General features: G+C 38.9%; 12 protein-coding genes. 4 read left to right on the top strand and 8 right to left on the bottom strand.

Annotated features, from left to right (window positions below; all coding sequences use genetic code 11):
* Window positions 1-50 precede the first annotated feature (50 nt).
* Both FJR09_RS09875 and FJR09_RS09870 read right to left on the bottom strand, forming a co-directional pair.
* Window positions 51-2,285 carry a glycosyl hydrolase gene (locus FJR09_RS09875; RefSeq protein ID WP_015079344.1) on the bottom strand — a complete coding sequence of 745 codons (2,235 nt, stop codon included), beginning with the start codon at window positions 2,283-2,285 and terminating at the stop codon, window positions 51-53.
* 200 nt (window positions 2,286-2,485) lie between these two features.
* On the bottom strand, window positions 2,486-2,716 hold the full coding sequence (locus FJR09_RS09870; RefSeq protein ID WP_015079343.1) for a NifU family protein: 231 nt from the start codon (window positions 2,714-2,716) through the stop codon (window positions 2,486-2,488).
* Window positions 2,717-3,032: 316 nt separating this feature from the next.
* On the opposite strand from FJR09_RS09870, the gene FJR09_RS09865 reads away from it, so the two are divergent.
* Entirely contained in the window at window positions 3,033-3,191 is a 159-nt protein-coding gene (locus FJR09_RS09865; protein ID WP_162471192.1) for a hypothetical protein, read from the top strand.
* Here the strand turns inward: FJR09_RS09865 and FJR09_RS09860 are convergent.
* The 3 genes from FJR09_RS09860 to cofH form a co-directional block, all read right to left on the bottom strand.
* Window positions 3,176-3,826 carry a DUF3386 domain-containing protein gene (locus FJR09_RS09860; RefSeq protein ID WP_015079342.1) on the bottom strand — a complete coding sequence of 217 codons (651 nt, stop codon included), beginning with the start codon at window positions 3,824-3,826 and terminating at the stop codon, window positions 3,176-3,178. The two genes, FJR09_RS09865 and FJR09_RS09860, sit on opposite strands and share 16 nt — an antisense overlap.
* A gap of 168 nt (window positions 3,827-3,994) precedes the next feature.
* Window positions 3,995-4,402 (bottom strand): photosystem II protein Psb27, encoded by a 408-nt coding sequence (gene psb27, locus FJR09_RS09855; RefSeq protein WP_015079341.1) that lies wholly within the window; start codon window positions 4,400-4,402, stop codon window positions 3,995-3,997.
* A 111-nt stretch (window positions 4,403-4,513) separates the two neighbouring features.
* A complete protein-coding gene (gene cofH, locus FJR09_RS09850) occupies window positions 4,514-5,656 on the bottom strand; it encodes a 7,8-didemethyl-8-hydroxy-5-deazariboflavin synthase subunit CofH (protein WP_168653168.1) in 1,143 nt (380 codons plus the stop codon).
* 398 nt (window positions 5,657-6,054) lie between these two features.
* Here cofH and FJR09_RS09845 point away from each other — a divergent pair, with 398 nt between their 5' ends.
* Both FJR09_RS09845 and FJR09_RS09840 read left to right on the top strand, forming a co-directional pair.
* Window positions 6,055-6,468: a hypothetical protein gene (locus FJR09_RS09845; RefSeq protein WP_015079339.1), complete on the top strand. Its 414-nt coding sequence runs from the start codon at window positions 6,055-6,057 to the stop codon at window positions 6,466-6,468.
* 170 nt (window positions 6,469-6,638) lie between these two features.
* Window positions 6,639-7,397 (top strand): hypothetical protein, encoded by a 759-nt coding sequence (locus FJR09_RS09840; protein WP_015079338.1) that lies wholly within the window; start codon window positions 6,639-6,641, stop codon window positions 7,395-7,397.
* 43 nt (window positions 7,398-7,440) lie between these two features.
* Here FJR09_RS09840 and FJR09_RS09835 read toward each other — a convergent pair whose 3' ends face one another.
* A complete protein-coding gene (locus tag FJR09_RS09835) occupies window positions 7,441-8,040 on the bottom strand; it encodes a hypothetical protein (RefSeq protein WP_015079337.1) in 600 nt (199 codons plus the stop codon).
* Window positions 8,041-8,612: 572 nt separating this feature from the next.
* On the opposite strand from FJR09_RS09835, the gene FJR09_RS09830 reads away from it, so the two are divergent.
* Window positions 8,613-9,848 carry a glycosyltransferase family 2 protein gene (locus FJR09_RS09830; RefSeq protein ID WP_015079335.1) on the top strand — a complete coding sequence of 412 codons (1,236 nt, stop codon included), beginning with the start codon at window positions 8,613-8,615 and terminating at the stop codon, window positions 9,846-9,848.
* 30 nt (window positions 9,849-9,878) lie between these two features.
* On the opposite strand, the gene FJR09_RS09825 is transcribed toward FJR09_RS09830, so the two are convergent.
* Window positions 9,879-10,163 (bottom strand): peptidase, encoded by a 285-nt coding sequence (locus FJR09_RS09825; protein ID WP_168653336.1) that lies wholly within the window; start codon window positions 10,161-10,163, stop codon window positions 9,879-9,881.
* 125 nt (window positions 10,164-10,288) lie between these two features.
* Window positions 10,289-12,880, bottom strand: coding sequence for a cation-translocating P-type ATPase (locus tag FJR09_RS09820; protein WP_168653337.1), 2,592 nt, complete (start codon window positions 12,878-12,880; stop codon window positions 10,289-10,291).
* Window positions 12,881-12,940: the final 60 nt, after the last annotated feature.

The following is a 12,940-nucleotide window of genomic DNA, read 5'->3' as shown; positions in this document are numbered from 1 at the left end:
TGAGATAAAAAATTTAGACTCCCGATCAAAAAAACCGGGAATCATCTTCACTAAGGAACATCAATCGGAATCAAACCATTTTCCGGCACATAACCAGAAAAACAACCATCATCAGAAGACACCAAAATCAACCGCAGAGGATAATCTGGAGGGACTTGCAAATCAGCCCAGGGTACTGCTATTTCTAAACAAGAACCTAACGCAACTTGGGCGCGAGTAGCACGAGGATACCATAAATGATCGTCTCCTGCTGCTCGAAACTGCACAGATTGACTGAGTAAATTCACTTCTAAATGATGGTGAAATAGATAATTTAAAGGTGCGCTGTCCGGTACTTCTGCTAGAGGTATGGAACTATTCACCATTGTTCTATCTGGATAATACCAAAGTAGGTGTAAATCTGGTGGTAAATCCTGACCAGGAACAGCGCCAGTTTTAAAATCTACTCGCACATAAAAATTCAAATGGTCTACCCCATACCATAAACGTTGAATAGTGCTGCTATTGTGCATTGTTCCCCTTGCACCACCAACTTCAATGCGTCCGGCTTTATCCCAATCCTGTTCATCACCTTTACCATCTATGATCGGATGAATAAAGCCTTGTGGTTTATGGTCTGCACGGGCTTCATGGATTTCCAGCGGAGTGTGCAGATATGGGGGTATGGGTTCATTTAAGGCTTTGTAAATGCCATAGAGATGTTCCCGAAATAATTGGTCAAAAATGGCATCTTGATTGGAAGAATGTCCTTCTCCAAACCACCAAAACCAGTCTGAACCTTCAGCAGCGTATAATGCTTCCCAAGCTGCGGGATTGTTTTCTTCTGTGGCTTCGGGATGATTTGCTAAGACTTGTCTAGCTGCGGTGAGATAGTCCCAGGCGCGGTTTTTAACTGGATCGCCGATCCATGTGGTAAAATTGCCATCTACCCAAGAACCACTATGGAGTTGTGCAGCGGGAATAGTTGCGGTGGGTGGGTGTTTTTCAATGAATTCGGAAACAGTGACAAGTTTGATATTGGATTGATTACTCAAACTTTCGTATAATGTTTCTAGGAATTCTTTCCCATCTTGGGGATAAAATTCCCAACAATTTTCCCCATCTAGGGCAATTGTAACTAACCAAGGTTGATCGTCGTTACTTTCTTTTTGTTGTTTAGCAATAGCTTGCAAATGTCCCACTAAATCTGCTGCGGCTTTTTTTGCTGGCATAGACCCGTAGGTAAAGCCAATTAAATCTGATAGTCTATGATCACGGAAAACAATCGCCACTTCACCTGCTGGAGTTTGCAGACGATAGGGACGATAAAGTAATTCTGGTTCTTGGACATTTCCCGCAGCGTCACGATGAAAAAAGTGTTTTAATGACCAACCTAAAACGGCTTCATCTGAACAAATCCATTTAAAGCCTTGTTTAATAATATACGGTAAGATTTCTGGACTAACGGACTGTTCGGAAGGCCATAAACCTCTAGGATCTTGTCCAAACCTATCTATATATAAATCCCAGGATTTTTGTAAATGTCGAGGAATATCTTCCACCCACTGAAACCGCTGTTTAGGTAATGTCATTTGTGGCACAGCTACCCGTCCGGCGTTAGTATCAGCCAATAAAGGTAAAATCGGGTGAGTGTAGGGAGTCGTGGTAACTTCTAGTTGTCCACTGTCCTGCATTTTCCGATGTTGGGGAATAATCTGGCTGAGAATTTGCCGTTGTTTGGAATAAATGCGCTGGCGATCGCCTAAACTAAAATTACGTCCTTGTGCTAACCATGCAGCAATTTCTGGATCATTCCAGAATAAAGGATCAATCCAAGCTAAATTATGCCAAGCTAATAAATCACCATAATCTGACAACTGCCAATTTGCTAAACACCAACTTTGTCCTTGTTCCTGTCTTTGATAATATAATTCGGCATAACGAGGATGAGGATCAATCAAAGTATGATGGTTAGCATCAAAGAAATGTTGAACAATAAACTCCTTTTGTTCACGAGTCAACTTTTCTACCGGCGTTAAACTAGCAGTTAAATAAGGGTCAAAAGCCGTACCTGCAACATAATCTTCTATTTGCAAGATTAATGAAGGCACTAAATTCACAGTTTGGTGCAACTTAGGATACTTCTCTAACAATAATACTAAATCCAAATAATCCTTAGTTCCATGTAACCGTACCCAAGGCAAGCGATATTGCTGACTAGTCACCAAAGAACTACCATTTTCAGGAGACTTGTACAACGGTTGATGTTGATGCCAGATAACCGCAACGTGCAAAGGATGAGACATAGAGTTTTTTAAAGAATAGGGAACAGGGAAGAGGTAGGGAAGGTATAGGAAGGTAGGGGAGGTAGGGGAGGTAGGGGAGGTAGGGGAGGTAGGGGAGGTAGGGGAGATAGGGGAGGTAGGGAGAATATTTATCTTTCCTATTGCTCAGTCCCCAGTCCCAATTACCCAGTCCCCAATCCCCAGTCCCCATTACCAGTGATTTAGATGATTTGTTCTATCTCAGAAATTTCGGGAATCATTTCTTTGAGACGGCGTTCAATTCCCATTCTCAGAGTCATAGTAGAACTAGGACAAGAACCACAAGCACCCTGTAATCGGAGCTTAACAATTGGTCCATCCAATTCTACAATTTCCACGTTACCACCATCAGAAATGAGATAAGGGCGCATCTCGTCTAATACGGTTTCTACATTTTCTAGCGTTAGTTCCATTCTTTTAGACCTGCTTAGTAAATAAATTGGTAATTATCCAAGTTGCTAATTATCTAGTTTAGGCTGGAAATGGATAATTGGTTAGTTGTTAGTAGGGGCGAAGCATTTGGAAGATAAATTATCGGTCATTGCCAAAAATAGTTCTCCAAATGCTTCGCCCGTACAGTTGTTAGCATTTGGAAGATAAATTATCGGTCATTGCCAAAAATAGTTCTCCAAATGCTTCGCCCGTACAGTTGTTAGCATTTGGAAGATAAATTATCGGTCATTGCCAAAAATAGTTCTCCAAATGCTTCGCCCGTACAGTTGTTAGCATTTGGAAGATAAATTATCGGTCATTGCCAAAAATAGTTCTCCAAATGCTTCGCCCGTACAGTTGTCAGTTGCAAAAGAATATTTTTCTCCCCTGCCTCTTGCCTCTTGCCTCTTGCCTCTTGCCTCTTGCCTCTTGCCTCTTGCCTATTCCAGTAGCTGAATATGGGAATAAACAAACTCAGTAATTGATTGAGGAGTTGTAGTTTTTCCATCTTCATATTCTGCGACCACCTGCTTCGTTAAAATGTAATGATTACCAAATTTTTGATATGTATCTGTAAATTTGAGAATGCTATTAATATCACCTGTATGCGAGTTACGAAAAACCACATCATAAGCAGAAGGGATATAACCGGAGTCTGTATCTAGGAATTCCCCAGAATTAATCTCCAAAGCCATCCGACTCATTACCCGAACTTCCTGATATATTTTTTGGTTACGGATTTGATAGTGAGAATCAGTATTTTCACTTTTTACAAAAACCGTAACTGCATCTTTTTCGGCTATTTCACCCAAACTAAACTCATGTTGACGGTAAAAACTTTGAAAATCGCTTCTTTGACAGCGGGTAATTATTTCCTGTAACTGAATATCAATTCCGGCTTCTATTTGTTTATCTGCAACTCCTGTAATTTCTACATTCAAGTTACGATTAATCTGAATTTTACCAGTATAAACTTCATCTTCCTGTAACAGTTGCACATCGGCAGCATAACCAGGAAAGTGTTCATCCCAAGTGTAACGACTTTCATAAGCAGTTTGAAATAAAATTTCTGCTGTTGACTGAATTGCCATATCACCACTTTGACTGCGCTTTTCTAACAGTTTAATTCAAGATAACTAAAGTTGGGGATCTTTGGGTTTGAGAGATCCCCTGATTCGCATTCTGACTTTGTTAATTCCTGCTTTCAAGGAAGTTTGTATTTAATTGTAGTTATTAAAAAACAATCCTTGAAAAATAGATTAAGCACCACGTCGTAACGATGCTTCTACTTGTTTAAATTCTGCATCTAGACGTTTTTTCAGCTTTTCAGGAACGGGACGATTAGGATAAGAACTGTAGTGTCCTGCAAGGGAATTTAGGGCTGTTCGCATAGTTGTAAAAGAGCCAAGAGTTGCAACAGAAGTATTCCGCTGGTAGCGAGCCGAAAAGTCATTGATTTTTAGACGGGCTTCTGCTTGAAGGGCGGCTTTATCGGGAGAATCTTGTGGTAATTCTAGGGCTTGTTTCAAAGTATTGACTACAGCTAAGGTATCTTGACGATAATCCCCAGTTAAACTATCTGGACTACCACCACCACAGCCAACCAAACCGACAACTAACACTAAAACTAGAGAAAGCAGACGCGACCAATAGCTTTTCATAAGCATTAAGTAAAAAAACAAGTAAATCAAAATCCATCCTATCTTGGATTGGTATATGGGGGATAGGAGTTAAAACTTAAAACTTCAAGAAAACTCCTACCCATTACCAATCACCCATTACCAATCACCCATTACCCGATACAAAGTATCCCGTTGTTGGTAAGGTCTTTCTAAAGATGCGATCGCCCTTTGTAAAGTTTCCACTTCCATACAAGTCCCACCCACAGCCCCGGCCATGGTGGTAATGTGTTCTTCCATTAACGTGCCACCGATATCATTACAACCCCAATTTAAGGCTTCTGTAGCACCATCTAGCCCTAATTTTACCCAGCTTGGTTGATGATTAGGGATATAATTTCCGAGATAAATTCTGGCTACAGCCGTTAATAACAGGGAATCAGCTAAAACAGGTTGGTCTCTTCCTACCTTTTTGCGGAGGGATTTGGGGGCTTCTTGTCCAACGAAGGGTAAGACAATAAATTCGGTAATTCTTGCAGGATAACCTTTTTCTATGGCTGTTTGTTGGAGCGATCGCAATTTTTCTAAATGGCCAATTTGCTGTTCTGGAGTTTCAATATGTCCAGATAACATTGTGCTGGTAGTAGGTACACCTAATTGATGGGCTGTACTGACAATTTCTAGCCAAGTCTCTGTATTAATCTTTTCTGGACACAATACCCGTCTCACGTCATCATCTAACACTTCTGCGGCTGTTCCGGGCATAGAACCGACACCAGCATCTCGCAAAGCTGTAATCACATCTGTATAAGAAATTCCATCTAATCTGGCAATAAATTGGACTTCTTGGGGCGAAAAAGCGTGTAAATGTAAGTGAGGAAATTCGTCCTTAATGGTTTTTACCAGTTTGAGATAATAGGGTAAAGACTTACCATTAATTTGCGCTTGTGGGTGTAATCCCCCTTGCATACATATTTCCGTTGCTCCTCGACGCACTGCATCTGTAGCTTTTTCCAAAATCTGCGCCGAATTTAACCAGTAAGCATCTGGATCACCGTCATCCCGGCGGAAAGCACAAAAACTACAATGTTGTTCACAAATGTTAGTAAAATTAATATTTCGGTTAATAACGTAAGTAACTGTATTTCCGACTTGTTTTTGTCGTAATTGGTCTGCTGTAGCCTGAATTTGTGTAATTGCTTCTGGAGTGGTCTGTTTTAATAAAAAAACCGCATCATCCGGGGTTATATCTTTATCTGTTAAAGCAGACTCAAGAATAGAATCAACAGTTATATTAGTCATTGGTGATCAATCAAATATAAAAGACTTATTTAAGTTTTATAATAAATTGAAATTTGCAACCTTTAAATATTATTTGGGTGCGGCTCTTTTAGGAAGACGGGAGAGGAGGTCAAACAACCATTGGTATTGGTGCTGGAGTAGTACAGCAACGAGCTTGAGAGACACCTTTAAGCAAAAGAATGCCACCTTGATATACAGCTAAACGCTTCAGAATCTCTGAGCTTTATATTGTCAATAAGCTGGATATTTATCACAAGTGGGGAATTTAGCGATCGCTCTTTGCGTTGGTGTAGTGTCAAATAATACATTCGTTAATTCAATACAAAATTACTAGTTGACAAGAAGGTTTTAATAAACTAAAAGAATTAATATTGACTATTAAACCTTGAAATATACTTATGTCGCTTGAACCTTTAACTTCATTAACTGCACTTGCAATTGCTAAACTTGCATTAGGTGAATTTGTAAAATCTGGAGCAGGAGAAATAGCAAAACAATCAATCGGCAGTGTTATTGATTTGGTCAAAAATCTACGCAATAAGATTGAGAGTAAATTAAAAGGGAATGAACGAGCAGAGAAAGCATTAGCAGAAGTAAAGGAGCATGGAACTACACAAGCACTAGATAAGTTTGCAAAGCATTTAGATTTAGAAATGAATGAAGATGATGACTTCGCTACTGAAATACGCCAAATAGCTCAACAAGTTACGAATATTTATACGCAGAATAAATCTACTTCAAGCTATATCAATAACGGAAGAGATCAATTCAATATTGAAAATATGCAAGGTAATCAGAAATTAGGAGGTTAATAAATTACTTAATTACATATAGAACTTTACACGTCTATCTGGCACAGCTTACGTATTAATTTTTCAGTTGATATACTAACTTTTCTGCAAAGTGCTGTATTTAAAATTAAAGTTTCTAATTTAGGAAACAATAAAAAATATAATATTCTAATTCGCATAAAGGATAAGTTATGAATCCTCAGTATGAAAATAATGGAAGAGATCAATTCAATATTGAAAATATGCAAGGTAATTTCTGCATTACACCACAAGAGAAAATTCTAACAATTAATGAAAATTTTAATGAAATCCGAGAGTTTTTAAAAAACTTTGTGTTATGGCTAAATGGTAGTTTAGAACTTGAAGAATATTTTGTTAATAGGATAAAATATTTCTGGGATAGCTTTGATTTTATTCATAAAAGTTACAAGGACAGAATAACTAAATACTTGGAGATTTTAAATAATGCTTCAGTTACAAAAATATCTGTACGTGAAGCACTGCTTCAGCAGATAAACTATGATTTCCGTAATACTTTTGAAACAAGAACTAATTTAGTAGCTGAAATAAATGCACATTATGGTTCTTCACTTAAACCGGGCAAGCTTCCCAAAGGTTTATCATCGGAGTTAGTATTTATGTTTCTATTATCTATAAAAGAGTATTTTGAGCTAAATTTATATATTGATGGTTATGAACGAAAAGATAATATACAAGCTATGTTTGTTGATGTGGCATCTAATAATTTTTTTATACAGGGGGGTTCAATGGATAATAATTTAGAAGCAAAATACTTTAGTATAAAGCAAGCAAAAAAAGCATTAAATTTAATTGATAGACAAGTTTTAAATAATTATAAAAAAGTGGTTACTAACTATAGCAATTTAAAAGAATTTTTGATAAGAGATAATCGCTCACCACACCTACCGAAAGGGAAGGGATTTATGTAACTAACCCATATATGCTGTTAAAAATAATTAGTTTAAATAACTTTTAACCCTCAACCCCTTGACATAAAATACCTAAAATCTTGTTTAACTCCTTAATATAATAATTATTCAAATCAATAAATATATCAGTCCCTTCCAACTTCAAGAACTTCCAAATATCTCCTGTTGTCACAGCCCCATAAATAGTTTTAATTTCATTACCTTCCTGTTCATTAAACAATTGTGCTGCTAACATTGCTGCTGCACATTGACCCAAACCACCTTTAATATTTTCATTTTTAGCTTCTACAATAATTAGTACAGGAGCATTAATTGTTAACTGTTCTCTAGAACGACTGATAACAAAATCACAATAACCATTTAAACCTCTCTCAACATCAACATTAAAATCCGTACCAGAAAATAAACTAATTTGATAATTAGCTTTACGTCTAACTTCTAATAAAATTGGCGTAATAATCATTTCTGAGCGGGCTTTTTCCGTATTTATTGCTAACGCGAGTTCTGTAGTTTCTTCTAAAGTGTTAATTAACTTTTCGCTGATTTCTATAGGTTCTACAGTCGCAAATAAATCAGCTTCTTCATCAATTGTAATGTTAAAATTTTTCTTAAACTTAGTTAAGCTAAAATCACTATAAGCCATTGCTCTTACCTTATTATTTTCAACAGTTTATCTAAAATTTAAAACTTCTTTAGTTATAGCAGTATACTTTTCACGGAATAGGTGCATCTTTACCCTTGGAGGATGTTTGAAAAGTTTTTAATGTACAAACAAACCCCTCTCCAAACCTCTCCCCTAAGCGGGGAGAGGCTTTGAAACCCCCCTTCCCTCGTAGGGAAGGGGGGCTGGGGGGTTAGGTTTTTGGAGATTATCGGTTTCATCTAATACTTTTCAAACAACCTCTAACTGTTACTTTACCATTACGTACTCCCGAAGTTTTAGCTACGCTAGAATTATTTATGACAACATCAACCGGATTTTGTATTTTTAAACTAGCTTGATTAAATTTGGGTACGGCTCTTTTAGGAAGACCGGAGAGGAGGTCAAACAACCATTGGTATTGGTAGTGGAGTAGTAGAGCAACGAGCTTGAGAGACACCTTTGAGCAAAGGAAATATTGACTAATTGTTTTGATCATACTAAGTGTATGATACTCTATGGAAAATCAACCTTTATACAGACAATTTGGCAATTTAAGATTTATCACGTACCTTATGAAGACAAGCTCATCCAATTCTTTATTAACAGTTCCTATTGGTGCATTGAGGATTTCTGAATTTACACCCCAGGAAATAGCTGAAAACAATCCCATTCTCCTCTCTTTAGTAATTCCTACTTATAAAGAACGTGACAATATCGAAAATGTAGTCAATATATTAAGTGGCTTATTGGATAAAGCTATTCCTGGTAATTATGAACTCATTATAGTAGATGATGATAGCCCTGACCGAACTTGGGAAATAGCACAATCTCTCATATCAGATTATCCCCAATTACGGGTCATGCGTCGTCAAGAAGAACGGGGACTATCTTCAGCCGTAATTCGTGGCTGGCAAGCGGCCACAGGGCGGGTATTAGGCGTGATTGATGGCGATTTGCAGCATCCTCCAGAAGTATTAACACAACTATTACAGAAAATCGAAGAAGGGGCTGATTTAGCCTTAGCTAGTCGTCATGTAGACGGTGGTGGTGTGAGTAGCTGGAGTGTAATTAGACGCTTTTTATCGCGGGGGGCGCAGGTATTAGGATTAGTGATTTTACCGGGAGTTTTAGGGAGAGTTAGTGACCCAATGAGTGGTTATTTTATGGTACGACGAAGTGCGATCGCCAATACCACACTTAACCCCATAGGGTACAAAATTCTTTTAGAAGTCATTGGTCGGGGACAGGTAGGAGAAATTGCCGAAGCTGGTTATGTGTTCCGCGAACGAACAGAAGGAGAAAGCAAAGTGACGTGGAAACAATATGTAGACTATATTCAACACTTAATCAGATTACGGTTATCTACTGGAAGAATAGGAAAAATTCGTCAAAAAGTTAACTTCCCTATGGGACGATTTCTCAGATTTGGTGCAGTGGGACTTAGTGGCGTATTTGTAGATTTAACCATATTTCATATCATGCGTACCGTGATTAACATGGGTTTAACTCGCAGTACAATTTTTTCGGCCGAAGTAGCAATTCTCAATAATTTTCTTTGGAATGATTTGTGGACATTTGGGGATATTTCCCGAAAACAGACAGGAAAACGCCAGCGTTTCAAAAGATTCTTAAAATTCAATATGGTCTGTTTAGCTGGGATAATCATCCAAACCTTAGTAGTCAATTTCCTATTTAATAACTTAGGTATGAATCAGTATATAGCCAAATTAATAGCGATCGCAGTTGCCACAATTTGGAACTTTTGGGTTAACCTAAAACTAAGCTGGCGAGTCACAGAAGTCAAATAAATCCATTAATTCATCCGCGTTTATCCGCGTTTATCTGCGTTTAATTGTATTAGTTATTTGATTAAACAAACCAGACATACTCATACCCGTCACCAACAAACCGATTAATCCGAAACCATTCAAAATCGGATAAATTGCCTGTAAATGAAAAATTTCCCCAGTATGAATTTCCAACATCAATCGAGAAGAAAGTCCAATATTAATCGGCCATTCCTTAACAACAGTAGCTAACATTCCCGTCAACACAGTTAATAAAAGTGGGACACAAACAATAATGCCAATAATCCGATGATATTTACGAAATGCTTTTTTCACAGTAATCCTCCAAAATAGAATAAAATTATTAAACGCAGATGAACGCAGATAAACGCAGATGAATTAAGAGATTATTATTACCTTTGCGCCTTTGCTCCTTTGCCTCTTTGCGCGAAACATCTTAATTATCTACGTCGCCAAACCTTCAATCCTTCAAACCACAAAATACTAAAAACCCCAGAAGTGAGACTAACTAACAAATCATCAAAATGCAGAAAAGAGAACCGGAATAAATGGCGTAACACAGGAACATAAAGCACCAGTCCCATAAACACCACACCACCACTTAATACCCACCAAAGTGCTGCATTAGGAGTGCGTAACATTTCAGGAATAGTCCGCGACCAAGAACGATTACTCAAAATCATACTCAAATTCGAGACAATTAAAGTAGTAAAAGCCAAAGCGCGAGCATCAAATTCTCCATGTCCAGAGTAAAAAGCCACACCAAATACAACCACCAGCACCACCAGCACACCTACCCCTTGCAGCAGTGCTAATTTCAAAGTCCGACGGCTGAATAATGACTCTCTAGGGTTGCGGGGTGGACGGTTCATGATATTGCTTTCTTCTGGTTCAGCCTCAAATACTACAGTACAAGCCGGGTCAATAATTAAATGTAAAAAAGCAATGTGAATCGGCAGTAGCACCAGCGGCCAGTGAAATATTACCGGAATCAAGGACATTCCCGCAATCGGAATGTGAACCGCCAAAGTATAAGCCATCCCTTTTTTGAGGTTATCAAATACTCGTCGTCCCAGCCTCACAGATTGGACAATGGCAGAAAAATCATCATCTAACAAAACTAAATCCGCAGCTTCACGGGCAACATCTGTACCCCTTTCCCCCATAGCAATACCGATATTTGCGGCTTTCAAAGCTGGGGCATCATTGACACCATCTCCAGTCATAGCCACGATTTCACCGCAGCGTTTGAGGGCGTTCACAATCAGTAATTTTTGTTCGGGAACAACCCGCGCGAAGATATTCACGGTTTGAATGCGAGACAGTAATTCACCTTCTGGCATTGTTTCCAGTTCTGCCCCGGTAATTACTTCTGTGGCGGGTTTTAGACCGATTTGGCGGGCAATATTTTGGGCTGTGGCAGGATAATCACCTGTAATCATTACTACCCGAATACCAGCAGTGTAACATTCGGCAATAGCTGGGGCAACAGTTGGGCGCACGGGGTCAGCCATGCCTAGCATTCCTAAAAAGGCAAATTCAAAGTCATGTTGGGCTTCAGGAAGAGATTTGAGGGTTTTATTTTTTTGATGTTGGCCAATGACTTTGGCTACACCTAAAACACGCAAACCAGCAGCAGCCATTTTATTAATTTGTTGTTCTAAATTTTGTCTTTGTTGGGTGTTAAAATGACAAAGATCAGCGATCGCTTCTGGCGCTCCTTTGGTAGCAACTACTAACTTATCTTCTGGAGATTGCCACACACAGGACATGGCTAATAATTCACCGGTGAGGGGATATTCCCGCAGTATTTCCCAATCTTGATGTAAATGTTCGGTTCTGGCTAAATAGTCATCACCAACCTGTTTCAAGGCTTTTTCCATGGGGTCGAAAGGGTCTTTGCGACTGGCTAAAATCCCAAATTCGATTAATTCATGAAAAGTTTCCGGCAGGGCTTCTCTTTCATGGAGAGCAACATCGTAAAATTGCGGTATTAAGGTTGTCGGTTGATATACAAATAATTGCTGCACTGACATTCGGTTAAAAGTCAGCGTTCCGGTTTTATCCACACAGAGAACGGTCGCTGAACCCAATGTTTCTACTACGGGAACACGCCGAGTTAACACCCTAGCCTGGGAAAATCTCCAAGCACCTAAAGCCAGGAAAATTGCCAAGACCACAGGAATTTCATTGGGCAAAATCGCCATTGCCAGCGCCAAACCTGCTAAAATTCCTTGTAGCCAATCGTTCCTAGTTGCACCGTAAATAACGATGACAGCCACGCAAATAGCGATCGCTACAAAGGTCAATTTACTGACAATTTTTCGAGTTTCCCGTTGCAAAACCGTGTCTTCGGATTCGACAGTTTGCAAGGCTTTACCAATTTTACCCATTTCCGTCTGCATACCTGTGGCATAGACTTGGGCAATTCCCTGACCTTGAACTACTAACGTTCCCGAATAGACAAAAGGTAGATCTTCACCACCAGGACGATGCTGTGTGGCGGTTCTCATTGTGTTTTCTAAATCGGTAGTATCCTGCTTGCGAACGGGTAAAGATTCCCCAGTTAACAAAGACTCATCAAGACTCAAATGGGTAGACCACATCACCACAGCATCAGCAGGAACTCTATCACCCTCTGACAAAACAATCACATCTTCTCGAACTACTTCCCGTCCAGCAATTCGTTGACGTTTGCCATCACGAATAACTAATGCGCGTGGACTAGAAAGATCCCGTAATGCTTCCAGAGATTTTTCTGTTTTTTGTTCTTGGTATAAGTTGATGCCAACAATGAAAAAGATGAACCCTAGTAAAATTAAAGCTTCCTGGGCATCACCCAAAAACAGGTAAATGATACCACAACCTAATAACAGGAGAAAAATTGGCTCTTTGAAGATTTCTAAGGCAATTTCCCAGATTTGACGATGTTTGCTAGATGGTAACTCATTATATCCTTCTTGTGTTAGGCGATCACCTGCGGTTAATGCAGATAACCCCGTAATAGATTGGAGTGCAATTTTATGAGTCATGATAAAAGTTTTGTTTTCACGTCCACGTAGCGTGCAGAGTACATATAGCGATCGCCAAAA

Origin of the sequence: Dolichospermum sp. UHCC 0406 (assembly GCF_009712025.1) — a bacterium.
GTDB lineage: Bacteria > Cyanobacteriota > Cyanobacteriia > Cyanobacteriales > Nostocaceae > Dolichospermum > Dolichospermum lemmermannii.
Note: the sequence above shows the minus strand (reverse complement) of the source record. Positions and strands in the feature narration are given on the sequence as shown.